This is a genomic window from Pedobacter agri (genome assembly GCF_032678665.1).
GTDB lineage: Bacteria > Bacteroidota > Bacteroidia > Sphingobacteriales > Sphingobacteriaceae > Pedobacter > Pedobacter agri_A.
The window spans coordinates 62,062-86,485 of record NZ_JAVTSH010000011.1 but is presented as its reverse complement, the minus strand read 5'-3'; the positions used below and the strand labels follow the sequence as shown (position 1 = coordinate 86,485).

Sequence of the window (24,424 nt, the reverse complement as noted above, 5' to 3'; positions counted from 1 at the left end):
CTCATCCAGCTCGAACATAACAGCAGATTGACATAGCCTACCTCTTTCCCAATTGGGCAACTATGTTCATTTAAACAAAAATCCTGAATAAATAGTTAAATATTAATTTTAGCTATCAGCAAAAGGCACAGAAGTACATCCACTATGACTTACAAATCTCTTCGAAAAAGCACTTTCACATGTAACTCCATAGTCCTGCAAAATTTGGGTAAATGGTAATTAGTTAAACACATTAATATTGTTAAAAAACTGATATAAAGCATGTTCCGGAAGCAGGAATTATTTCCAGTAAGCCAACATAGTGATGCCGTTTTATCCAATCCAACAAATAAAATCGCCATGGAGTACAGCTCCCAACTTAATTTCGAATAGTTAAATTTCCCTAACCTTAACATACCCGAATGAGGATACAGTACCATGTTCGCCACACACATTGAAATATTGATGTAGCTAGCGAATCTGTACATTTTCTTGCAATGCAGAAAACATTTATAAATGCACGCTGATGATCAATTTTAAAGACATTCAATAATGAGAAAATTTTCAACTGATAAAACGGTGGTATTATGAGATTTTCAAATCTGTCCTGGATTAAAGCATTATTCTAAAACCGAAGCTTCCCAAAAACTTGTATCACAAAACAAAGTTTAATAAATCTACAAAGACGGGTTTTAGTGATACAATAATGAATATCGGATACGCCAAGGTTTCTACTAAAGAACAAAATTAAATCTTCAATTGAAGCGCTCGAAACGGCGGGTTGTGAAATCATTTTTAAGGAAACAATTTTTGGAGCGACGAAGGTATAACGGACAAAAGCATTTAACTTTTTTACCTTGAGTAAATGACTTCATTGCTGCACACGCTTCTTTTTAAAAGATTTTCAATCATAAAAAGGTAGTCTATGTAATCGTTAGGTTGATGTAACTTGAAGGCAACCATTTTACGATCAAGTCTTCTTTGGCATCCTCAATTGTCTCTTCACTGACTTGCTTGCCACTGCCATGATTAACCTCCATACCTGCTTCTACAGGCACACCAAGTACAAAGACCAATTTTGACCCTACTGCTATTTTTCGGCTGACAAAGAAAGTATTTCCGGTGAGTTGTACCGTTGTTTTCACGCCCGGCGTAATCAATTGCCGTTTGCTATGATCTTTTGAATAGCTTGCCCGGAGCATGTCATCGTTCAATTTCAAGTAGCGGCCATCTGCCAGTTTTTCATAAAGCTGAATTTTGAGGTCCATATCCTTTTTGTTGATAATAAAACTTAATTCCCCATCTAATGATCCTGCAATTTTTACCGCCTGTTCAAATTTACCGGTTTCAAAAACCAGGCTATTCTTCCCTATATGAAGTGAATTATCCAATATTAGGGTATTAATTTTATTTGAAATCGTATCGGATCTGTCATGGAAATCAATCTTTTGCTTGATGGTTTTAGTTCCCTTAAAAACTTCCTGACTTAGCTGGTAAACACCATCTTCTTCCTCCGGACGCAGAAAATACTTCAGGTGCCTCCGACTGATATCAGCAAGGGTAGACGCATGATTCCAGCTGTTCTCACCCATTACCTGAAAATTAACCCTGTCTTTCAACATCGCTGGTTTTGGCCCGTTCTTCAAGATATAATCAAACCAGTCAAATGTTAATTTATAGGTCTTGAATATAGCAGCTGAGTCCAGTTTATATCCCGCTACCATTTCCGGCATGCTCAATTGCTGCAGTCCGATATGGTCATAAGGACCCAGAACCAAATAGTGTTTTGCACCTGGGTTATTTTCATTGTGCTTTTTGAAGTAGTGTATTGCGCCGGACTGGTCGACATCAAAATAACCTGCGATGGTAAGCACAGGAATATCAAGTTTCGCATACTCTTCACTTGTAGGTGTAAATTTCGCCCAGTATTCATCGTATGATGGATGTGCCAACCACTCTTGAAATAAGGCGCTAGGGCGTCCTTCCATCTTGTCAAGTGAGGCAAAGGATTTTCCGCTGGTGTGCAAGCTATTGAATAGCCTGGTCCATTTTTTCTGATCCGAAAACTCGGCCATACTCGCACTGTCAAGTAATTTCTTGTCGGTTGCGTAATGTATCCAGTTGAGCATATAACCCATATTGATATTATTATGAGATGGGAAGTCTACCCCAATACCCACCGCTGATTGTGGTACGATTGTTTTTAGCGCGGGATGAAGTTTTTTTACTGCTGCCCACTGACTAAACCCCAGGTAACTCGCACCATACATGCCAACCTTACCATTGCACCAACTTTGTTTGCTTACCCAATCAATCATGTCCCATGCATCTGTAGCATCATTAACAAAAGGCTTCACTTCCCCAGTGCTTAAATATTTTCCCCTGATGTATACAGTTACCCCCACATAACCCCGCAAACTGGAAAGAGTATTGAAGTACCTATCAGTCTGTGGGCTGGCATAAATCGAATACCTAACCAAAGCAGGCAATGGCTGCGGAACTCCTTTGTTGTGGACAACAATTGCACTGAGCTCGTTTCCGCTCCGCAAGCGAATTGTGATGCTGTCTCTTGTGGTAAACTCTTGAGCATATAAATCAAATGCTGTCAGGATTAGAAATAAAAGAATAATTTTTTTCATGAGATAGTTAATTTTTGGGCATAGAAAGTCCATATGTGCTGCTGTCATTTATTTTTTTAGTATGAATATTATTGAAGAAAAGGTCTAGTCTGTCTCGTCCAATAGCTGTTGAAGGTTTTTGATGTAGCGGCCGAAACCAAGGTCAAAAATGTATCTGGTAAAATATGGCTGAACCAGTATTAGTAAAGTATATACCCCAATCCGGACCGGTAAAGCGATATCCTGCCAGAAGTTAAAGGCAGTTGTAGTTTGCTGGTAAATTGTGATCTCTAGTACCAAAATAAGTATAACCAATATTATCCTGATAAATATCAATTGCTTTTTGGTATTAAGGTTAAGCAGGATTAGATTTTCCTGTATCGCATTTTTCAGCGATTCGCTATAGGCATGTTCCATTTTGGATATCAATCTATAACCTTGATAGTACATTACTGCAAGAAGTATCATAATTGGAATGATTACCCAGATAAAGGCATTTTGCTGCAATATCGGCTTATAGATCATAGCTAAGCTCAAAAAGGCAGCGGCAAGAGGGAGCAACATCGCCTGCGTTTTATATTTTGCCTTCAGTTGACTTAAGATACCGCTGCTCTTGGAGGCAATTACCTTATCCAATTGGTAAGGGGGAATGAATTTATCGTTTGACTGATTCCAGTTCTGTTTTAATTCGTCAAGTTCCATTATGAATTGGTTTTAGTGATCTGGCGTATTTTCTCTTTAATTCTATTCATCTTAACCCGAAGGGTTCCATTGCTTATCCCCAGGATATCCTCCATTTCATCGTATGATTTGTCCTCCAAGTATAGCATAACTATTGCTTTTTCAATATCATTGAGCTTTTCGATTGCGGCATACATTTTTTGAAAGTTTTCTTCCTCTTCGGCATTGATGGTTGCATCGGGTAGCTCTATATTCAGGGTCTCGATATCGGTCGCATATATTTTATTTTTCTGCTTTCTGTATTGGGTAATTGCTACATTCAGTCCTATACGGTAAAGCCAGGTGCCGAACTGCGCATCTCCTCTATACTTTGGGTATGCTTTCCATAGTTGGATAATGATCTCTTGAAAAAGATCTTGCCTATCCTCATCTGAATTCCCATACAAACGGCAGATTTTATAAACCATCCGCTCATGTTCCCTGATCAGTTTTTCGAATGTTTGGTATAGGTTATGCTGCTTCAATTTTTTAATATTTGGACAATAGGTCGCAAGAGATAGATAAAAGTTACAAGAAATAAAAAAACTTTTAATTGTAGTTTTGGTCGTTTGCCTAATTATGATTTTTAAAAAGTTCTATACAGCAGTATAATGTCAATATTGACGGTTGGAATCTGTCGTCCTGTAGTAAGAAAATAGGCCAAAATTTTAAGGTTTAAGCTCACAAATCAAACGTTCTTAAATTTTAATCTCATAAAACGAAGAAATCAGAAGTAAAAAGCAAACTCGATAATTTATAAGTTAGCGGATTGTTTGGAGTATATAGCTGATTACCCGATCAGACTTGTTAATTTTATCTTTTATGGATGGTTCAATTAGTATATCAGGAATTACTGCATGACTGTTTTTTGGATCACAATCTACACCTAGGTCAAAGGTAGTAGTGGTTTGGATTTTTAATTTACTGTTGGGCAGTTCCATTAAATAACCTTCACCAAAATCATTTGTATTTTCTCCGGTTGGCTGTCCTATAACTGTTGCCATGTGATATTCTTTTACCCCGTCAGCTAACATGTTTGCACTTGAAAATGTCAACGGTCCTGTTACAAGATATACCTTTCCGGAAAATAAGAGTTTATTATCTACAAACATAGGTTCGTGTGGGCCACACTTCCTATAATCCAATACTGTATTATTCACTTTCTTGAGATAAGATTGGGTTGTGTCACCCTGATCAGTCAGAAAGTCTTTATATCGTTGGCTAACACGCCAAAATCGACCTCCGGAAAGTGAATATGGCTTAACATTGAAATAACTGATCAATAAGTCAGCAATCTGCGAATTGCCACCTAAGTTTTTACGCAGATCAATCACCATTGTATTAATATTTTTAGTTTTTAAAGCCGTAAAGCAAGAATCAAAAAATGCAGTATATGCTTTAAAATCTGACTCCATAGTATTTAAGGCCAGATAACCTATCTTCTTGTCCTTTAATTCGAACGTGAACCTCTGGTTATTTACCTGCGGTAACGCTTTTGCTAAACATTCTTTGAAGGTAATTCCTCCCTGAATAGTGATGAAGTTTTCCTTTCCCTTATATCGGTATCGCACCTTGAAAGGAGGCTTTACATCAGCCAGATACAAGAAGCTTCCAATAAGATTTATTGCCATTTCCTTTTGGTAAGAGCGTAATCCACCGATCATCGAGCTTGTTTTTTTATAGAAGCTTTTCATATCTAAATCATTTATAGAAGTGATTGATGCTCCTGTAGGGATGTTAAACTGCTTATTCTGAACAGGCAAATAGACATTATAATTTTTATCAGCAACTAATTCCAATGGAAAGTATATATTGTCCTTGAAATCAGATTTGAAAATCTGCTGAACTATGGTGGGCATGGTGTGTCCATCCTTTATGGTTGATGTCAGATGACTCATTACCATTGTGAACGATTTCACTGATATGGAGTCATTAATTGAATTTTTTAAACTATCTGTTACCTTCCTGTATGACTCCTCACTTATATATAAGTACGGATTGTAATGAACTTCAAGTAGTGCTTTATTAAAGTAATCAATATCTGATACAGCCTGGGATTTTGAAATATATTGTGCGTTAAGCTTTTGTGTGAGTATCAGGCAAATCGTAAAAAGATATAAATATTTCATTTATTTAATTTTTAATAAGATGTTATTTCATCTGCTTAGGTTGCAAGTGTTATGAAATAAACTTGTTTACACTGGATTTCGGTTTGTTAAATAACAAATAAGTGATAAGCATTCTATAAAAAAGCGGTGGGTTTTCGATAGGTCTTCATTTCGCTCTTAAATTTGTCTCAAAAAACGAACTTTTAATTTGCCATTATGTTTTTTCGTTTACTCAAAATCAGAAATTATAAATTAATTTTGATTATAAAATGAGTTTATGATAATATATGAAGAAACTTGAATACAGCAGGACAACAATAGGTGGCTCTCCTAATTATCATATTCTAAAGTCCTCTCTCCTAACACTTATTAAATTACTAGGATTTTATGGAGTTTTCTGTACGGACATTTGACTTAATATATCTATACTATTTAAGATTATCTTCAATAATATTGTTTAAATTACTGGTATCATATCGTAAAACTAATGCAAATGAACTTTGAAAAAATAATTAAAATATTTGCTATCCTATGGATTCTTTTGGTTGCTTTAAATGGCAATGCCCAAGTTACTATATTTCAGAATACGATCGATAAACTCGAAGGTTATAAAAATTTCAGCGTTCAGTATGTCTATAAACAAAAGGAAGAATTCGGTGATACGTTAATAAATGAACAAAAATTTGTCTTTTTAAAGAAAACTGAAAATAAGGAACTTGGTTATTTTTTCAGACATGAGTTCAAATATAATGGCATGAAATTGCCGACGATAGACCTATATTCAGGAACAGATCAAATTTCAATATTTCCCACCGATAGTACTTATCAAAAAAGCAATCAACAAGCCATGACATTTAATCAGTCACTCCTTGGACAATTAGCTTGGATAAGAAAATTTCTAAATAAAAATCCCTCCAAACTTATAAAAGCCCAGGATACAATTGTTAATGGCTGCAAAAGCTATCATTTTATTATTGATATTAAAGACACGACTATTAACGAAGACCATGCATACACATTAAGACATCTGTTTATTGATAAGGTGACAGGTTTACCTTTAAGGATATTGAACCGAGTAAGGACTGCCGATTTTAGCAAACAAGTATCTAACTACTACACAGAAGAAAATTATTTCAATTATCAACTGGAGCAAGACGTAATTGATGCCGCTTATTTTGCTGTACCTGCAGGATTGCATCCATTCAAAGAAAAACCCATAGAGCAGACTACTTTATTACCGCCAGGGACTTTAGCGCCCGAATGGACTCTGTACGATACCGAAGACAGAAAAACTTCGTTATCAGAATTTAAGAATAAAATAGTATTATTGGATTTTTTCTTTGTTGGTTGTGTTCCTTGTATTAAATCTCTGGCAGCTCTCGAGAACCTTCGAGAGAAATATAAAAATAAAAATTTTGAGATACTTAGTCTAAGTACCAGGGACAACAAGAAATTAGTGAAAGAATTTAAGGAAAGTCAGCATATAAAGAATAAAATGTATCCAAATGCAGGTGATGTTGCGAACTTATATCGTGCACATGAAGCTCCTACATTCTACCTCATTGATAAGGACGGTAAAATATCAAATGTTGTAAAAGGATACTCTAATGATTTTGAAAATAAAATGTCTGGCTTGATAAATGCTTTACTTAGAGGAGAATAAAGGAGCAAACTTCTCCATTAAAAAATGGTAGCATTCTGATGGGTTGAGGGTTTTGCAATTATATTTTTTCGTCTCACAAAAACGAACAATATCTGTAAGTAAAGCATTTCATTTGACTTGCATAATTATCTATCAATCCTGGGTTTAATTAGTCATAAATTTATTCTATCAAAGAATAGTTTTCCTCAAAATATTTACTACTCGTTAGGTATATTCGCCAAAAACCAAACAATATGTCAGCAGTATCTAAACCAGCCAGAATTGATTTCTTTTTTTACGTATTTACAATAATGGTATTCATTTCGCAATTTAGCTTTGCTCAGTCTTTTGTTGACTCAACATGCTACCAATATTTTGAAATTACTGCAAAACTTAAGCAAGGTGATTCACTAAGCCGATCAGATTGGAAATCGTTTCTGTCAAACAACGCGATTAAAGACTATATGGCTGATCAGGGCGTCAACGAACAATACTTTGAATCATACAGGAAAAATATGCAGATTGTTTATATGCCAAAAAACAGTTCCATACTGCAAAAAAGATTAGCAGATCCAAATTCTTATTGGCTCACATATATGATAAATCAATATAAAGTTGATGAGGATGGTATGAAAGAATATCTTAAACGCATAGATTCTGATCCTAAATCATATTTTGACAGGTCTTACCAATATGCCTATTCCGCTCTACCTAAAACCGCTCATAAGAAGTTACCTAATCTTAAGGTTGCTATTATTCCAATTCATAATGATGCGCATGCACAAGATGGCTTAATCATCTATACATTACTGTGCGCTTATAAAAATGATCAAAATAGATTGGGAGCGCTAGGTGGGCATGAACTTCATCACATGCTCAAACCCCAGCCGTCATTCGACATTGAACCAGATGATAATAGCATTGTAATGGCAATGTACCGGGTATTGAATGAAGGTTCAGCAGATATGGTAGACAAAAAATATATGACTGATACAGCCAGCCGGTTAATGCCCACCCAAAGATATTTTCAGGAATTTTTTGATGAAGCAAAAAAAATACTACCATTAATGGATAGTTTATTTTCTCAAGATGTTAAAAACAGGAAAAGTCTGAAGGTTAGAGACTATTTTAAAGGAACCCCATATACGGGCGGACATGTACCCGGAACATATATGGCTCATTATATTGAAAGAAATGGCTTGAAGAAGGAATCTATTAAGTCATTGGACGATCCCTTTTCATTTTTTTTGATCTATGATAGAGCATCAAAGATGGATAAATCAAAACCATTTCGCTTTTCAAAAGCATCGATCCGAAATATCGAATTTCTTAGAAAGAAGTATATCAAATAGATATAAGATTCTAGATATTGATTAAGTCAGTAACAGATTGAATTTGATAGAATTGAATAAACCATGGATAATAAGCAATTTGTTTAGGTGGCATAAGCTTTCATAAATTGTCTCAAAATACGAAGTAAATATTTAATAGGTTCGAACCATGTTTGATGCATTAAAGAATCTTTTTGAATACTTTGGCTCAAAAAATAAGGATTACGTTTATAAGATCTATCTACCTATAAATGGCAGGATAGTTCTGACGATGTTAGACCTAGATACAAGTTATAGGTTATTTTATGACACGGCTAATATGAAAAGAATTCTACTACAAGCAATTTCTCTATTTTTAAGCTTTTCGGCTTATTCGCAAAGTATCAAATCACTTAGTACTGTTGGTGCAGGCGACATAATTTCTAACGAACAATGTGTAATTTATGGTAACTTCATTCAAAGGCTAGGTTTAGTAGTGGAGGCTATCCACAAGACATTCGAATAATGAACACGGACACAAAGGAGATATTCAGCTATAGAGTTAAGCCGACTTTCAAATCTGCCAAGGAAAATCAGTTTACATATTTCTTGAAACCTGGCAAATATATCATCGTTAATTACTGGTGGACACAAAGCAAAGTCTATGGAGGCACAATGTATGCCGAACCAATTTTCAAAGGCATTGACGCTACAAATAAATTTGAAGAAAAAATTAAATCAGGCGAATTGAAAGAAAAAGACCTTACAAGCTTTAGCTTTATAATTACTGAAAATACGCTGAATTATCTAGGTACGTGGCATTTTGACAAAGGTTTAGTGTCTTTCACTGACGACAAGACAAGCCTTGACGAAAAACTCTCTAAAAAGTTCAAAAAACTTGATTTCACAAATAGTAAAACTACAATACCCAATTAAAACAACCTATAACAACAGGTTTAAGTTAAGCCTCAGGCTAAGTGAGACCACAAAAATTTGAAGTTATTTAGTTAGTTTAGTGCTATGGGTGCTATTATGAAAAATAATAAGGCTCAACTTAAACCTGGAAAACGTTATAAATAGTAAACCCCTGTCTCAAAAAACGAACGTAACTATCGTAAACTACATTTTTTTTTTCACTTGTAAATCTATTTGGCAATTACGGCTAATGGAACATGTCATGAAAAAAGTAAGCCTTGTCTGAAGAAATTAACTTTCTCCTTCTCATTTGTAAACTGAGCCTCAAATTCAGCAATATGTTGTTCTCTTCACTCTCGGACAATATTTGCTGGCTAAGCTGTTTCAAATAAGCGTCTTCAATCAAAAGGCTTTTTCAGGATACTACAACCGGATCATCTTCGCCAGCATTCCTCAAATGAGCTTGAGGCTTCACATCCTAAATATCGAACGCCTCTGCAACCGAACTGCCTTTACCAACTATGATTAGGTGCACAAGGTTAGGAAATAAGCAAGTGAACCCAGGCGATTCCCATGCACGTCCGTTCTGAGAAATTTAGGTAATCCATCGAGTTCTATATTTACGTGCTCGCCAAATGACATATTACTTATGTTCTGCGATGTATTCAGCAATAGCTTTTCTGGATGATGTTCCAGCTGCCTTTGCATATTCTTTATACTCACTTGGGCTGATGCCAGCCTGCTGAGCCGCATAACTCACTTCGTTTGGATCGTTCAAATCTACTTTAGCATCATCACGACCATCTTGTTTTCTTTTATCGTCCATGCTAATACAACATGTAGGAATGTGCGTTTGTTTTAGAATTTTAATTGGATTCCAGAACACTGAGTCTAAATGGTGTATCTTGTCGTCAATAATAGAATCCCCTAACCTAATTAAGCGGCTATTTCATAGTGCTATGGCATGTTAAAAAAATAAAGATCGAAGCCAATTAATTCTGGATTACCTTTACTGGATGACAATTCAGCTGTATGAAGATCGGTTTAATAGCAGAGAAGTTACCAAAAGGAGGAACACTATTGTTTCCTGGAACAACTATAATTGATTCAGAGAGATTTCCAGCCGTATCTATATCGACATAAAAGCAAATCCAGATGCGGAAGCGAATACAGCTATATAATACCGACTAAAAGCTTTTAATACTCTAAATAAAATCAAATGTATAGTCATAGATGTTTAGTAAGGCGATTTAAGACATCCATCCTAAACCGCCTACGTTCATTAATTCAACTGTCGCTCAGGACAGCGACTATATTAAAACCAGCGTAAATAATTCTTGTTTGTAACAAAAAAGGCTATCTTCTGATAGCCTTAAGTTTAACAGATGATATTAAAAGTTTCCTTAATATGAACACCTTTTTATAATCTTCAATTCACCAAATTAAAACATGTTCTACTTAAGTTATTTAGAAACATGAGTTAGACAGTTGTGTTTTTAAGATTTGATTAACCTGGTAGGATAAGGCTATCAGTGTATGATAACCGATACTTATCAAAAATTTCGTGTTTAACTTTGTTTATCTATCCCTATTATTTATAAACACGTTAACTGAACCTGGCGAAAACAGATATAATTGCCCAGGTTGCAGGATTTTTGAAACCTATAAAATTCCTGGTGATTTCATTTGTAAGAAAATTTTAACCTTTCTTCCAGTAAGGCAATATAAATGTGATAGGTGTATGCATAGATTTACAACTTTGATTATTAAGATCAGGCCGATACAAAAAGCTTTTTCAATAGCCTGATTTCCAGCATGATATATACAGACTAAAGATCAACAGGTGAATAATCCAGATTAGAAATCTGCAGGCGTAAATGCCACCCTGTAGTATAAAAGTCAATTATCCGCCTAATAGCCATTATTGATCATTAAAAAATATCTTCTGCCAACACCTCCATGGGCAAAAGTCATGGTAATTATTTTATCACCGTCCGGAAACGAAACATTAAAAGCCGTAAATGTTAAGTGCATATTCCATTTTTAATGCAATCTAGGATACGTGCGTAGATTAAAGGGTGTATCATGTTTTGACCGGTCAAAGCGTATTCATCATTTTTTCTAATTACATAGCCTTTAAATGCATTATTAATATTGATCCTAAAAAGGTTAGTGTCTCCCTTAACTGGTTCAATAGCGATTAAGTCAGGGCCAATTTTAATGTTTTTTGTATCTGTTGCTTCTTGATATTTCATCAGGTAAATATTACTAATATTTTTAGCAATCACAAAAGAAGTTGTGAACAAATTAGCAGCCTTTTATACAACAATATGGAATAATTTTGTAACAACTTTATGGTTAATTAACATTAATTATTGGTAAAAATTAATTTAGTTTAAAAATGTAGGTTATGAAAAAGATTTTAATTGTTGAAGATGATAAATCAAATTTAGACGTCCTGACACTTATTTTTGAAAACGAATCACATTTAGTGAAAGGGCTGTCCAGCGGCAAAGATTTTCTTAAAAATGTACTTAGGTTCAAACCCGATATCATCTTTGCTGATATTATGCTTGGCGATTATAACGGAATGCAATTATGCAATAGTCTGAAATCTAATTCACAAACAAAAAGTATCCCATATTATTTTATGTCTGTTGGAAAGTTTGAAGAAGTTTCTAAATCATTTGGTGCGGCGGGATACATCAGTAAACCCTATGAACTGTCCGATATTTTAGCAGTAATCTAGTTTATGAAAGTCTTAAAAATGGATACGCACAAATTTTCTCTGCTCACGGAAAGGCAATACGATGTCCTCCAATTAGTTGCGGAAGGTTTAACAAACTCCGAAATTGGAGACAAACTTTTTATAAGCTGCAGGACTGTCGAAGGAATAAGGGCAGATTTATTGAGAATTACCAGAACTAAAAATACTGCAGCATTAATTACGCATTGTTTTAGAAGCGGTATTTTAGTATAAAAAAATGCAGATAGAATTAACTAACTGCATTCAATAGGGATAACACTATGTTTGTTTGGAGGTTAGTTAAACCAGTTTTACATTTACAGCATTTGCGCCTTTTTTACCTTGTTCAATATCGAAGGTCACTTCATCACCTTCACGAAGTTCTTGTTTCAATGCTGTTGCGTGAACGAATATCTCTTCACCGCTGTCTGTCTTAATAAATCCGAAACCTTTGGTTTCATTGAAAAATTTTACTGTACCTAATGCCATTAGCTTTTTTATTTAAAACTAAGTATTATTTTCAAACAGTATACAGTAGAAACTAAAATGTTACCATTTCTTTTAAATTCTAACCAATAAAAAAACATACAACTATTGCTTCGCACTTCCTAAAAATTCAGACCAGTTAAAAGTAGAATTCTAGAACCTCAAGATAAAGGCATGTCCCAAAAAATTGAAGGCATCAATCCCCTACTATCTGTACTCATCAATAAACTCCTTGGTTGTGAAATCTTTTAGCCATTTCTGCTGTATTCAACATATCCCAAAAGAAAATATGGCAGCCGATCGCTATCAATTTAAACAATTTTAAATGATTATAAAACCATAACTCCAGCATTGTGTTTAAAAAATAGCATCCAGCTGCCAGTCAGCAGAATACTAACTGTTTCCACCTCAAAACAGCAACATGAAACACAACAAAACACAGCTTACCCCTGAAGAAAGAAAACTCTTCGGCGATCTTATGCCCGAAGAATTAGAAGAAGTCATCCAATCCGGATTTAACAGGAGACACTTCATTAAACTGATGAGTCTGGCGACAGCGGGTCTTTTAGCCAGCCATGCCATTGGTGCAGAGCAGCTTTTTGCCCGAAGTATTGAAGATGAGGCCATTGCTGATCTGATTCCGGAGGCAGTGGAAAACGGTATTACCATTAATTTAAAAGTGAATTCGGGAGCTAAAAAAGTGCTCGTCGATTCCAGGATGACCTTACTCGATACTCTTCGTGAGCGAATCGGCCTGACTGGTTCTAAAAAGGGATGTGATCACGGGCAATGCGGCGCCTGCACAGTGATTGTGGATGGACAGCGGGTCCTCTCCTGCCTCACCCTGGCAGCTACCTGCGAAGGAAAATCAGTGATTACCATTGAGGGGCTGGCAAAAGATAATGTACTCAATCCCATGCAGGCTGCTTTTTTAAAACATGACGGATTCCAGTGCGGCTTTTGTACGCCAGGTCAGATCTGTTCTGCTGTGGCACTGATGAAAGAAGCCAAAGAAGGCAATCTCAGTTATCTGACAGAAGACATCAGCAGCGAAGCTACACCCGTGATGCTTTCAAATAAAGAAATAGCAGAACGCATGTCAGGAAACATTTGCCGGTGCGGCGCCTACCCTAACATCGTCGCTGCGATCAAAGAAGCCCAATCAGGGAAAAACATTACTCAAAACTGGCTTTTCGCAGGTTAAAACCCATCACTATGAACCCTTTCAAGTTTATTTCAGCAACCGATAGCAATGCCGCAATTGCAGCGCATCACCAGAACAGCCGGGCCGCCTTTCTTGCCGGAGGAACCAATCTAATGGACCTGATGAAAGAGCATGTTGCCCTGCCCGAAGCGGTAATTGATCTGGGAAGAATCGGGCTAAAAGAGATTAAAGAAACCGCTAAGGTTGTTTCGCTTGGCGCTCTGGCGAGTAATACTTTTACGGCCAACCATAGCCTTGTCCGGAAATATTTTCCCCTGCTGAGCAAAGCCATTCTCGCCGGCGCTTCTGCCCAGATCAGAAACATGGCAACAAATGGAGGCAACCTGTTGCAACGTACGCGTTGCAGCTATTTTTATGATATTTCGATGCCCTGCAATAAGCGAAAGCCAGGCAGCGGCTGCGCTGCGATGGAAGGTTTTAACCGGATGCATGCCATATTCGGCTGGTCAGACCACTGTGTGGCAGTTTATCCTTCTGATATGGCCATCGCACTTAGCGCCATGGATGCCCGCATAAAAGTAAGCAGTGACGGATCGCAGCGGGAGATTGAAATGAAAGACTTTCACCTTTTACCCGGGACGCACCCGGAAAAAGACAATAGCCTGTCTTCAGGAGAACTCATCACTTCAATTGAGCTGCCAAAAAACAGTTTCGGTAAACATTGGGCCTATGTTAAGGTCAGGGACAGAAATTCTTATGCTTTCGCACTGGTATCTGTCGCTGTTGGTTTACAGATTAATAACAACATCATTGAATCCGCGAAAATAGCGATGGGCGGTGTTGCTCATAAACCCTGGAGGGCACTCAAAGCCGAGGCATTTTTGAAAGGCAAAAGTGCTACGACAGCGAATTTTATTAAAGCTGCAGCGATGGAAATGGCCGCAGCAAAACCGCTTTCACATAATCAGTTCAAAATAGAAATGTCCAAAAAAACGCTCGTTAGCGCAATGGAAGTTGCGCTCAAAGGTTAAGAAAGAAATCGTTATGGAAGAAAATAAAAAATCAGTTGGCAAAGGCATTGACCGGATAGACGGAATACTTAAAATCACCGGAAAAGCCAGTTATGCCACAGACTACCCGGCCGCCAATCTGGCTTATGCGGTTTTATTTAAAAGCACCATCGCGGCCGGAGAGATCAAAGAAATGTTGACAAGCGAGGCCGAAAAAGCTCCGGGCGTATTAAAAGTAATTACCCATCAAAATGCCCCAAAGCTAAACGTGAAAGGAGGCCTGCGTGGAGGTGCACTATTACAGGGACCCGAGATTACTTTTCACGGTCAGCACATCGGTATCGTAGTGGCCGAAAGCTTTGAACAGGCCACCGCCGCCGCACACCTGATCAAAGTCAGCTATAACCGTAAAGAAGAAAAAATTGATTTTGAAAAACTTTCCAAAAGCCCTGAACTTCCAAAAGGAAAAGAACTCGCCGACCAGGTTCGTGGGGCGGGGAAATCAGCGATTGCCAGCGCCGAGATGAGCGTGCAAGAAAAATATGAAACCCCGATAGAACACCACCACCCATTAGAGCCTCACTCCACTTTAGCGGTATGGGAAGGAGAAAAACTGACCTTATACAATGGTTCGCAAATCATCAACGGGGCGCAGGCAGCTGCTGCAGCAACATTGAACTTAAAGCCCGAACAGGTCAGGATCATTTCTCCGTTTATCGGTGGCGGATTCGGATCAAAAGGGGGACAATGGGCTAATCTGGTGCTTACCGCAGTTGCAGCTAAAATGACCGGCCGCCCGGTTAAGCTCGCCCTCACCCGTCAGCAAATGTTCAATTCAGTGGGCATGAGACAAAAGAATATCCAGCAGATCAGCCTGGGGGCAACAAAAGAGGGAAAACTTACCACTCTGGCGCACGAAACCATTTCGCATACGGCTGTGGACAGTGAATACATAGAACCCTGCGGAGACTGTTCTAAAATTATGTATGAGGTTCCCAATAGCCTGATCAGCTACCGGGTCGTACCCATGAACCTGATCTTACCTACCTATACACGGGGACCGGGGAAATCCACTGGCAGCTTCGCTTTGGAATGCGCCATGGATGAGCTCGCCCATAAATTAAAAATGGATCCCATTGAACTCCGTATCAAAAATGAGCCCCCAAAAGATTCTTCAAACGGGAAAGCCTGGTCATCGAGAACTACCGTAAAATGTCTACAAGAAGGTGCTAAAGCATTTGGCTGGGAAAAAAGAAAACCCCAGCCCGGAACAAACAGGATTGGAGAGGATCTTATTGGTTACGGCGTGGCCTGTGGCACCTATCCCGCCCGGCAACGCGACAGCTCAGCAATAATTAAGCTTAGCATGCGCAGTTCAAAAGTGTTTGCCACCGTAGAGATCGCGGCATCTGACCTGGGTACAGGAACCAACACCATCCTTGCCCAGACCGCGGCTGATGGTTTAGGCTTAAGTGTGGACAGGATCACCGTTAAGCTGGGAGATTCTGATCTGCCACCTGCCGCAGGTTCTGTTGGCTCAGTTGGCGCTTCGAGCTTTGCCAATGCAGTAAACGATGCCTGCAGTAAAATCACAGACGAACTGCTGGCAAAATCCGGAAAACAATTTTTTGTCCGTCCCAGCGCATCAGAACTGATGATCTCTGAAAATATAGCGGCATTTCAAACCCGGTCGGATTCCAAAGCACCTGCCGAAGCAGAAAAATATTCTGCACATAGCTTCAATGCAAACTTTGCGGAAGTGAGGATCAATAGCGTAACTGGAATGATCAAGGTCACCCGTTTTTTGGCCGTCACCGGAGCAGGAAAGATTTTAAATCCAAAAACCGCCCGCTCGCAGATCATCGGCGGAAATATATGGGGAATTGGGATGGCTTTGAGCGAAGAATCGGTTGTTGATCCAAGATATGGAAATTTCGCTACCAGATCTTTCGCGGACTATCACGTACCGGCCAACCTGGACATTGGAGAAATGGAAGCGATCTTTATTAACGAACAAGATTTAATCCCCAATAAAATGGGCATAAAAGGTATCGGGGAAGTAGGAATCGTCGGTGTTGCTGCCGCGGTTGCAAATGCGGTTTTTAACGCCACAGGCAAAAGAATCAGAACCCTCCCGATCACACCTGATAAATTGCTTGGATAGACCAGATAATAGTTATATGGAAAAACCAATTTATCTGGTCATTTACATCGACTTTTGACGACGTAAGGCCATAGCAAACATTATAAATTCCTAAATCAAAAATAGAAGGTTAGGATTGTGACCGAACCTATGATAATAGTATTAACTACGCGAACTCAGTATGTAAATCATTTGCTTATTGTCCAATTTGAATAAAAACTCACAACAGTCGTCACTGACTTTTTTGGAGATACCAACAACTGCGCCTTGTGAGTCGTACCCGTCAACAATCCTGTCTCCTAGGGAAATTGAGTTTAACTTTCTTAATGAAGTTTCGTGCGTAATTTTGACCATGCGTATTTAATTAATCGCGCAAAGGTATAGAAATCATTAAAATCTTTTAAAATAAGTCGTACAAGTTGTGTTTATTTATGGATGATTTAAAATACAAAAATGTTCGGATATGATGATTTGTTCTGCGCTGCGTGCTAATTTTATCTTTGGTTTTCTATTGCTTGGGCATTCCATTTAAAGCCATAATTTGCCAAAAGCAATTGTTACCGGTGATAACCATTTGACCGATAAGTATCGAAAACTTTAAGATTTGGCATACGATAACATCAAAAGCAAAACTAAACGCTCTATTTGTCAAATCCCCAAGAGAATCAGGTAAGAAATATAAATCTCTCCCGTTAAATAGATCATTATAATTCGCTAATTTGAAACAAGTAGATGCACCATGAGAAGATTGTATTATGCCGTAACAGCGTTCATAACTATTTTAAGAGGAAAAAATCATTTGTATTGCGATCGGAACGTTAAATCGATAGTAGCAACAAAAAATGTTTTTATAGAATTTCGCGATGAGTTGACTGAAATGGTTGGTAATCATGAAGATGAGAAAAAAAAAGTCGCATAGCGGCGGGTAGAAATAACCATTGAAGCAGGGCAGTGATGTGTTTTTCGTTGTTCTTTATTCTCCCATCCAGCTGAAATAACCCAGCGAGCAGTACTACTTCAACTAAAATCACCAAGATCCTAGTTCATGGGTTAAGCGCCAAAATGTTCCGAGCTAATAAAAACTAGCTTTAAAAATACACCGTCGCGGTTGTTATTGCCTTTAGGTATGGCATATTAGTCTAAGGGAAAAAAGGTACTGAAACGTTATCAATTCGCAATGTGGCTTTTAATTTGCCTTAAAAGGTTCTCAATATCGAAGGGCTTTTGAATAAAGTTATTAGGCCGGCATTTGGTTTCTATATCTTTGAGGGTTGCATGTGCACTCATCACCAATATTGGTGTTGTTTCAACTGAAGACAATTGTTCACACACATCCAGGCCGGAACCATCGGGAAGCATAACGTCAAGTAAAAACAGATCGGCATGGATAGATTTATCTCTTTTGCTAAATTCAGTAATCGTGCTAAAATAACCTTATAATTTTCTTCCTCCAGAATCAGATGTATCACCTGTCTAATGTCATTATCGTCTTCCAGTAAAAATATCGTCTTCATCTCACTAAGTTTATAGTTTAAACATTTAATTCTGACGATAAGCTTGATGATTATAATAATATATTTTCTAGCCAATAAGCGATTTGATTAGCGTAATAATTGCGGTACATAAAATAGTTCTTCAATGACGGCGTCTGCACTAAAGTCTACAAATAGATCTTTTAAAGATCCTGCACTTATAAAGATTACACAAGTGCTAAAGAAGTCAGGATAAGCAATGATGTTTTGACGCAGGATGTCGTCTACCAGTAAAAGTGAGCAATTTCATTGATCGCAATGACATATCCTCACATTGCCTTTTAATGTGTTCATTTAAGATCCCATGGAATAAATGCAGTTGCGGTGGTTATTTTTCCACCTCACAATGTTGCCGCAGCTGCTTAGGCCCTTGCGGCCAGATATATGAGGTTGTTTGCTTTTTCCACCCAATGCTTTTATAAAATCTGTCAGATCTAGGAGCGGCGGTAAGGTTCACAAAATGATAATCCACCAACTGATCATTTAGCGCCTGAACCAAATATTTCCCCAATCCTTGCCCCTGGTAGTCCGGATCCACAACAATATCGGCTAACATGGCATAGTATCTGCCATCCCCTACCACTCGGCCAAAGGCAATAATGAGCTCATTGTGATATACAAAAATCGTCGCCGTGCTATTTCTGAATGTGCCTTCGATCTCTCCCGCTTTCCTGTACTTCCATGCAACAGCTTTAAATAACTCCAAAATGCGTTGCCAGTCAACTTCACTGAGATCAACGTTCAATTTATATTGGTAATTTGTATTCGGAGTGATAGTGGCCATGATGAGAGATAAATTTAAAGCAAATAACTATCTTTCCATTGGTAAAGTTTTGAGGATTTATACTCGAAATAATACACCATTGGTTTTCAATCTACACTTTGATTCAGTAAGTCACACACCTCGAGAATTAGCATTTATTTATTAGCAACATTATTAATTGAAGCAGAAGTCAGAAGAGCCCGGGAACCGGGATTGAAAATTCAAAACGACGCATTTAAAATATTTGGTATATCCTGAATAAAATCTTTTCAGCATCTACTCTATTTATTCTAATTTAAATTTACGACTGAAGAATTCGGAAGAATTAATGCTAATATATAATTGAAATCAGTTTATGAACGATTTTTAAAAACGCGCAGCAGGCAGACCTTGCGAGCTTAAGTACAAAACAGTATTGAAAAAGATAATCAGGACTCCAATGATTATTAGGTTATCTGATACTATTACATGAAAAAATGTCTGGATAATTTCCCAAAAAGCAATCTGAAATTTATACTTTTCAAAGAAATATCTGATAACAAAAACTCTAACGGAATACTGCATTTTCAACAGCTATTGTTGGCATCAGGTTAATAACTTAACTTTTTTATCGCCTGTTGCCTGTATAATTTACCTAGTGGTATCATCTGACCCCTGATCTCGATCTCCTCAGTTGTAAAGGAATCTATCTTATTGATAGAGATCAGGAAAGATCGATGAACCCTCAAAAAATTGTTGGCGGGAAGCATTGCTTCGAGTGCAGCCATCGCGTATTTTGTAACGATCATGCCCTTTATGGTATAAACCTTAACGTAATCCTTTAGACTCTCTATATATAATATATCATTTAAAAAAACTTTGACCATTTTCCTGTCTGCACGGAAATAAAGAAATGCAGGTTCAGCTGTTTCTGAACGGTAAGAAGCAGGTCCGGTTGACAATGATGATCCCAGATCAGGCATTGCCTTCATCACAGCTTTTAGAAACCTGTCAAAGCGGATGGGCTTGAGTAAGTAGTCTGTAACGTCCAGCTCAAAGGCCTGGATAGCATACTGCTCAAAAGCGGTAGTTAATATTATTTTTGGGGACTGTGATAAAGCAGCGATCAGATCAATACCTGAAAGTTGCGGCATTTGGATATCAAGAAAAAAGATGTCGACCTGCTGCTGTTTTAGCGCCGTAAGTGCCTGTATAGCATTAGCGCACTCTTCCACCAGATTGAGCATGGGCACCTGCGCAACATAACGGCGCAGCACCTCCCTGGCTGGTGGTTCATCATCAACAACCAGGCAGTTATATTTCTTCATGGGCTCCATCGTACACTGGGTTTAGTTAGTTCGGGATTCATATTAATTAGCTCCAGGCTTAAATTCACGATATACATCTCCTCTACATCATGAATGGTTAACACATGCCGATCCGAATAAAGTATCTCCAGACGTTTGCGCACATTGACTATGCCTATTCCTTCGTTATTGTTCAGGTTTCCGATGGGTTTGCCATTAATCAGTTTCATTTCAAGCTTATCATCCATAACGGTGATGGCCAGGCTTATCCATGGCGCTTCAGCCATTTGACTGGCACCATGCTTAAATGCATTCTCGATAAAGGGCAATAACAATAACGGGGCTATCATGTGGTTTGTTGCTTTTGGGAGCTGTACAGAAATATCCAGCCCGTCATCATATCTTATGGTTTCCAAAGCCAGATAATCATTTATCATTTTCAATTCTTTATCCAGGGGCACCAACGGCTTATTACATTCATACAGGATATAACGAAGCAATTGAGAAAGCTCCATGATCATAGCTGATGCTTTCACAGAGACATTCTGCGTAAAAGAATAAATATTATTAAGGGTATTAAACAAAAAATGTGGGTGAAGCTGTGCCTTCAACATCTGAAGCTCTGCATTCGCCTTTTCTTTTTCAAGGACGAGGGCTGCCTGCTGCCTTTCAGAAAAACATTTCATCAACTTTATGGCAGCAGCTACACCTCCCACCGTGATACTTCCACGCAACCCGGCTAACATGGCCACCCCAAACTGAATATAAAAAGCGGGATGTGGCTCACTTGCGACCAGTGGCGATAACTTATCTGCATTTAGGTGCCGAAGAAAATCAATAATGGTCATGGATAATCCTGCCGAAAGTGCCGCAGTTAAAAATACAATTACCATAGCACCGAGTATGGCGAAAACATACTTTCCAGGTAAAACCAGTTTGGGTATAACGATATACATGAGCGTATAAGCCAGAAAAAGACTGGGTATCATATAGATCAAAGTTTCTGGAGAAGTGATGACCAGTCGATGCAAAAACGGTTGCTGCTGCAATGCCGGCGAAGGTGAAAAGGAATACAGGAGCAATTGAAACACAAACCATAGCAGCCAGAAGACCAGATGCCGCGACAGCCGCCACTCTAGCTTATTCGAATTTATAAAAGGTAATTGCTCCATGAAAAGGTCAACTTGATACTAAGATAAGGATAGAAGCATGAAATCAGTAATTCATATCAGGTTATTCGACCAAGGCTACAAAACTATCTATCAGCGTCTTTCATCGACGACAAAATGATCCGGTAGACAAAAAAACATTATCTGCATTCAGTCGGGGAATGTTAAGCTACTTTATCAAAATCATAGCATCACTTCTGATAGTTTTGAGCAAAACAATAGTATGAAGAGTTTATTCACATTAGCACTGTTACTTATTTTTACCAGCAGCCTGTATGCTCAGGTCGATACTGCAAGCTATTCCAAAGAGCGTCAGGAAATCCGTAAACTATTGCGTAGCCAGCGACCCGGAACAATCATAGATTGTAATGATATGATCTCAGTTGGCCCCAAAGGCGACATCTCCTTTACCCATCAGGAATGGATAGACGCGCAAAAGAAAGAAAAGCTGATTTTTAAGTCTGTCAAAGTAATCCCTGGGAATGAATTCATCCGCATTTATGATGGGACTACCGCAGTAGTTAATCTACTGATCAACGTCAATATTATTGTTGATGGCCGTGACCTGAACATCAAGGTGCGCCGGCTGGAAGTATATCACAAGAGTTCAGGCAACTGGTGCCGGGTAGCAGGCCAGGGCACGCAGGTTGACGAAACATTATTTCCTGTCAGATAATTCAAACATCACAACCCAACCATGAAAAAAAAATTGAATTATCTGTAGCCGTCATCATATTGACCACCCTGCTATTTATCTATGCTTGTAAAAAAGATAAGAAAGATATCAATAACGCCTCTAATGGTACCTACAGCTTTTCCAATACAGAATATACCGGCATCGCCAGAGTAGGTAATCATTATTATCCCAGGCCCCTTTCGCTACGTTTCGGCGCTGGAGACAGCGTTACTGCATGGTCGCATTTAACACTAACCAAATGGCGTCGTGGTGATGTACACGGAAAAATAACAAAGGTACAGAAAGATGCCCTGGGTCAAACACAGATTACAATATTATTTGACCTTCCGGGTGACGAACAATTTAATTCCCCATAGGTTTATACCATCTCTGCTGATAAGTCGAAGATCACAGGCGGCACTTCACCCATCATCACCATGGTAGATATTAACCTTTTCCCCAAGACTGCTCCAGGCATTGTCGGCACCTGGGCGCAGCCGGACCACCCGGAGTGGTTCCCTGATGTAAACGTTATAGTCTTTTTAACACAGGGAATCACAAATCATTTTCAAGCCGGTAAGCCGGTGTATTTCTCCTATAACGACGGGATATATTTTCAAAGGGAATATAAGCAGGATGGCTCGCGGATCACTTTTTCAGGCACCAACGTTGTTGATCCAAATTTATGTTGTTCCTTATTACGGTGTCCTTTCTGCAGATGGAAATACCCTATACATAGATGCTTATGACTTTAACGGAGCCAGGATCACTACCTCGTTAAGTACCTTTGAGTGGTATGGACCTAAAGGTGTAACGCCCTGGTTGAAGCGGCAGTGAGCTTTTCGCGGTTCAGATTCAATGAGTATTTTCTCTAAGTCAACATTTGCTATCTGATAAAACCGAACCAGTTTTGAATCTGCTCAACAAAGCAAGTGCTGTTCAAATCTGTTACAATAGCCAAAAAAATTTGAACAGCACTTCACATGGATAATCTTTCAATAGTTCCTTTTATTTATATTAATCAGCTGTATTTTTTAATTTCATTAATAGCGAATAAGCACCTTTAAACACGATCGTTTTACCATCCAAACTCCCTCCGACTACAGTTTGATTATTCTCTGATATTCCTTTTTTTAAGGGCGTCAAGCGGAAGCTGGAATCACTTTCTTTGACAAAAACATAGTCCTTGTTTTCAAAATTAACGATCGCATCGTTTGGAACCACTTTCTCTTTTTTAGCATTCAGCTGAATTTCGGCATTCATGTACATACCAGGCGTCAGGCTTTTATCTTCCTGATCAAAATGGCAATGCACCTCGGCACTTCTGTTTTCGTTTAAGGAATGGCTGACCAAAATAATGCTCGAGCTATACTTCTTATCAGGGTTGTTATTGGTATAAGAAATGACCTTTTGTCCGATAGAAACTTTATCCAGATCTTTTTCGTAAACTGTTAAGTTTAAATGAATATCCTCAGGATTAATCAGCTCGAACATCACATCAGATGGGGTAACATATTTACCAATATTCATATATACCTTACTGACATAACCATTGATCGGGGAATAAATTCTGATAGCGCGTGATATATTTCTGGCTGTCAGATTCCTCCTGTTGATACCGATCATTCCCAGTTTAGCAGCCAATGCACTGGTTTCTACTCTCAGGTTTTTTAACTCGCTTTCCGCCTGCTGAAGTACCTTATCACTACTTGCTTTGGTACTGTTCAGTTCACGCTGGCGTTCATATTCCTTGATGGCGAAATCTTGTCTGTTACTTGCCCGCAAATAATCTTGCTGAAGCTGAATATACTCCGGATCTTCCATTATGGCCAATACCTGTCCCTTGCGCACCCTAGTCCCCGGCAGCATTTCTGTCGATTTTAAATAGCCACCCAAAGGGATGCTTACAGAAACCAGATTCTGTGGCGGAACATCTATTTGTCCACTTAATTTAAGCACATTACCCACCTCCTGAAGTTTTGTTTCGCCAACTTCCAGATTGATGGTATTGGCTTGCTCTGCATTTAAATACACCAGATCAGTATTTGTTATTTTCGGTTCTTCAGTTGCTTTTTCTTCCCTGTTACTGCAGGCAAACAAAAATACAGACAATGCTGCAAAGGCTATGACTGGTTGATATAACTTAAAATTCATTG

Annotated in this window: 25 protein-coding genes; 12 read left to right on the top strand and 13 right to left on the bottom strand. The window is 38.3% G+C overall.

The genetic code is table 11. From position 1 onward, the window contains the following. Window positions 1-902: 902 nt before the first annotated feature. From R2Q70_RS19985 to R2Q70_RS19970, 4 genes are all read right to left on the bottom strand, one after another. Window positions 903-2,618 carry a CocE/NonD family hydrolase gene (locus R2Q70_RS19985; RefSeq protein ID WP_316809318.1) on the bottom strand — a complete coding sequence of 572 codons (1,716 nt, stop codon included), beginning with the start codon at window positions 2,616-2,618 and terminating at the stop codon, window positions 903-905. Window positions 2,619-2,702: 84 nt separating this feature from the next. Beyond that, window positions 2,703-3,299, bottom strand: coding sequence for a hypothetical protein (locus tag R2Q70_RS19980; RefSeq protein ID WP_316809317.1), 597 nt, complete (start codon window positions 3,297-3,299; stop codon window positions 2,703-2,705). Further along, entirely contained in the window at window positions 3,299-3,802 is a 504-nt protein-coding gene (locus tag R2Q70_RS19975; RefSeq protein WP_316809316.1) for a sigma-70 family RNA polymerase sigma factor, read from the bottom strand. The genes R2Q70_RS19980 and R2Q70_RS19975 overlap by 1 nt, the downstream gene beginning before the upstream one ends. A gap of 276 nt (window positions 3,803-4,078) precedes the next feature. After that, window positions 4,079-5,446 carry a S41 family peptidase gene (locus R2Q70_RS19970; protein ID WP_316809315.1) on the bottom strand — a complete coding sequence of 456 codons (1,368 nt, stop codon included), beginning with the start codon at window positions 5,444-5,446 and terminating at the stop codon, window positions 4,079-4,081. Window positions 5,447-5,918: 472 nt separating this feature from the next. Here R2Q70_RS19970 and R2Q70_RS19965 point away from each other — a divergent pair, with 472 nt between their 5' ends. The 4 genes from R2Q70_RS19965 to R2Q70_RS19950 all read left to right on the top strand — a co-directional run bounded on the left by R2Q70_RS19965 (window position 5,919) and on the right by R2Q70_RS19950 (window position 9,313). Further along, window positions 5,919-7,088: a TlpA disulfide reductase family protein gene (locus tag R2Q70_RS19965; RefSeq protein ID WP_316809314.1), complete on the top strand. Its 1,170-nt coding sequence runs from the start codon at window positions 5,919-5,921 to the stop codon at window positions 7,086-7,088. Between the two features lie 233 nt (window positions 7,089-7,321). Then, window positions 7,322-8,419 carry a DUF5700 domain-containing putative Zn-dependent protease gene (locus R2Q70_RS19960; protein ID WP_316809313.1) on the top strand — a complete coding sequence of 366 codons (1,098 nt, stop codon included), beginning with the start codon at window positions 7,322-7,324 and terminating at the stop codon, window positions 8,417-8,419. Between the two features lie 298 nt (window positions 8,420-8,717). Then, window positions 8,718-8,903 (top strand): hypothetical protein, encoded by a 186-nt coding sequence (locus R2Q70_RS19955; protein ID WP_316809312.1) that lies wholly within the window; start codon window positions 8,718-8,720, stop codon window positions 8,901-8,903. After that, complete coding sequence (locus R2Q70_RS19950) at window positions 8,903-9,313, top strand: hypothetical protein (protein ID WP_316809311.1); 411 nt, start codon at window positions 8,903-8,905, stop codon at window positions 9,311-9,313. The genes R2Q70_RS19955 and R2Q70_RS19950 overlap by 1 nt, the downstream gene beginning before the upstream one ends. A gap of 622 nt (window positions 9,314-9,935) precedes the next feature. On the opposite strand, the gene R2Q70_RS19945 is transcribed toward R2Q70_RS19950, so the two are convergent. From R2Q70_RS19945 to R2Q70_RS19935, 3 genes are all read right to left on the bottom strand, one after another. Next, entirely contained in the window at window positions 9,936-10,118 is a 183-nt protein-coding gene (locus tag R2Q70_RS19945) for a DUF3606 domain-containing protein (RefSeq protein ID WP_316809310.1), read from the bottom strand. A gap of 1,085 nt (window positions 10,119-11,203) precedes the next feature. Continuing rightward, window positions 11,204-11,326 carry a hypothetical protein gene (locus R2Q70_RS19940; protein WP_316809309.1) on the bottom strand — a complete coding sequence of 41 codons (123 nt, stop codon included), beginning with the start codon at window positions 11,324-11,326 and terminating at the stop codon, window positions 11,204-11,206. Then, complete coding sequence (locus R2Q70_RS19935) at window positions 11,317-11,547, bottom strand: hypothetical protein (RefSeq protein ID WP_316809308.1); 231 nt, start codon at window positions 11,545-11,547, stop codon at window positions 11,317-11,319. The genes R2Q70_RS19940 and R2Q70_RS19935 overlap by 10 nt, the downstream gene beginning before the upstream one ends. Window positions 11,548-11,702: 155 nt before the next feature. Here R2Q70_RS19935 and R2Q70_RS19930 point away from each other — a divergent pair, with 155 nt between their 5' ends. Together R2Q70_RS19930 and R2Q70_RS19925 are read left to right on the top strand one after the other, a co-directional pair. After that, window positions 11,703-12,041 (top strand): PleD family two-component system response regulator, encoded by a 339-nt coding sequence (locus tag R2Q70_RS19930; protein WP_316809307.1) that lies wholly within the window; start codon window positions 11,703-11,705, stop codon window positions 12,039-12,041. A 3-nt stretch (window positions 12,042-12,044) separates the two neighbouring features. Next, window positions 12,045-12,272, top strand: coding sequence for a LuxR C-terminal-related transcriptional regulator (locus R2Q70_RS19925; RefSeq protein WP_316809306.1), 228 nt, complete (start codon window positions 12,045-12,047; stop codon window positions 12,270-12,272). A gap of 66 nt (window positions 12,273-12,338) precedes the next feature. Here R2Q70_RS19925 and R2Q70_RS19920 read toward each other — a convergent pair whose 3' ends face one another. Further along, entirely contained in the window at window positions 12,339-12,527 is a 189-nt protein-coding gene (locus R2Q70_RS19920) for a cold shock domain-containing protein (RefSeq protein ID WP_316809305.1), read from the bottom strand. Window positions 12,528-12,945: 418 nt separating this feature from the next. Between R2Q70_RS19920 and R2Q70_RS19915 the strand changes: the two genes are divergently transcribed. Genes R2Q70_RS19915 through R2Q70_RS19905 form a run of 3 tightly spaced genes read left to right on the top strand, consistent with a single transcriptional unit; the run spans window position 12,946 to window position 16,863 of the window. Further along, window positions 12,946-13,728, top strand: a complete 783-nt coding sequence (locus tag R2Q70_RS19915; RefSeq protein WP_316809304.1) for a 2Fe-2S iron-sulfur cluster-binding protein — start codon at window positions 12,946-12,948, stop codon at window positions 13,726-13,728. 11 nt (window positions 13,729-13,739) lie between these two features. Beyond that, entirely contained in the window at window positions 13,740-14,720 is a 981-nt protein-coding gene (locus tag R2Q70_RS19910; protein WP_316809303.1) for a xanthine dehydrogenase family protein subunit M, read from the top strand. Between the two features lie 13 nt (window positions 14,721-14,733). Beyond that, a complete protein-coding gene (locus R2Q70_RS19905) occupies window positions 14,734-16,863 on the top strand; it encodes a xanthine dehydrogenase family protein molybdopterin-binding subunit (protein ID WP_316809302.1) in 2,130 nt (709 codons plus the stop codon). A gap of 1,146 nt (window positions 16,864-18,009) precedes the next feature. Here R2Q70_RS19905 and R2Q70_RS19900 read toward each other — a convergent pair. The 4 genes from R2Q70_RS19900 to R2Q70_RS19885 form a co-directional block, all read right to left on the bottom strand. Next, window positions 18,010-18,201 (bottom strand): response regulator, encoded by a 192-nt coding sequence (locus tag R2Q70_RS19900; protein WP_316809301.1) that lies wholly within the window; start codon window positions 18,199-18,201, stop codon window positions 18,010-18,012. Window positions 18,202-18,702: 501 nt separating this feature from the next. Then, on the bottom strand, window positions 18,703-19,158 hold the full coding sequence (locus tag R2Q70_RS19895; RefSeq protein WP_316809300.1) for a GNAT family N-acetyltransferase: 456 nt from the start codon (window positions 19,156-19,158) through the stop codon (window positions 18,703-18,705). Between the two features lie 569 nt (window positions 19,159-19,727). After that, complete coding sequence (locus R2Q70_RS19890) at window positions 19,728-20,444, bottom strand: LytTR family DNA-binding domain-containing protein (protein WP_316809299.1); 717 nt, start codon at window positions 20,442-20,444, stop codon at window positions 19,728-19,730. Continuing rightward, window positions 20,441-21,412, bottom strand: coding sequence for a sensor histidine kinase (locus R2Q70_RS19885; protein WP_316809298.1), 972 nt, complete (start codon window positions 21,410-21,412; stop codon window positions 20,441-20,443). The genes R2Q70_RS19890 and R2Q70_RS19885 overlap by 4 nt, the downstream gene beginning before the upstream one ends. Before the next feature lie 403 nt (window positions 21,413-21,815). On the opposite strand from R2Q70_RS19885, the gene R2Q70_RS19880 reads away from it, so the two are divergent. The 3 genes from R2Q70_RS19880 to R2Q70_RS19870 all read left to right on the top strand — a co-directional run bounded on the left by R2Q70_RS19880 (window position 21,816) and on the right by R2Q70_RS19870 (window position 23,105). Then, the gene (locus R2Q70_RS19880) at window positions 21,816-22,268 is read left to right on the top strand and encodes a hypothetical protein (protein WP_316809297.1); all 453 of its coding nucleotides are present in this window, start codon (window positions 21,816-21,818) and stop codon (window positions 22,266-22,268) included. Window positions 22,269-22,327: 59 nt separating this feature from the next. Then, window positions 22,328-22,645 carry a hypothetical protein gene (locus R2Q70_RS19875; protein ID WP_316809296.1) on the top strand — a complete coding sequence of 106 codons (318 nt, stop codon included), beginning with the start codon at window positions 22,328-22,330 and terminating at the stop codon, window positions 22,643-22,645. 259 nt (window positions 22,646-22,904) lie between these two features. Continuing rightward, window positions 22,905-23,105, top strand: a complete 201-nt coding sequence (locus R2Q70_RS19870) for a hypothetical protein (protein ID WP_316809295.1) — start codon at window positions 22,905-22,907, stop codon at window positions 23,103-23,105. A 180-nt stretch (window positions 23,106-23,285) separates the two neighbouring features. On the opposite strand, the gene R2Q70_RS19865 is transcribed toward R2Q70_RS19870, so the two are convergent. Continuing rightward, window positions 23,286-24,422 carry an efflux RND transporter periplasmic adaptor subunit gene (locus R2Q70_RS19865; RefSeq protein WP_316809294.1) on the bottom strand — a complete coding sequence of 379 codons (1,137 nt, stop codon included), beginning with the start codon at window positions 24,420-24,422 and terminating at the stop codon, window positions 23,286-23,288. Window positions 24,423-24,424: the final 2 nt, after the last annotated feature.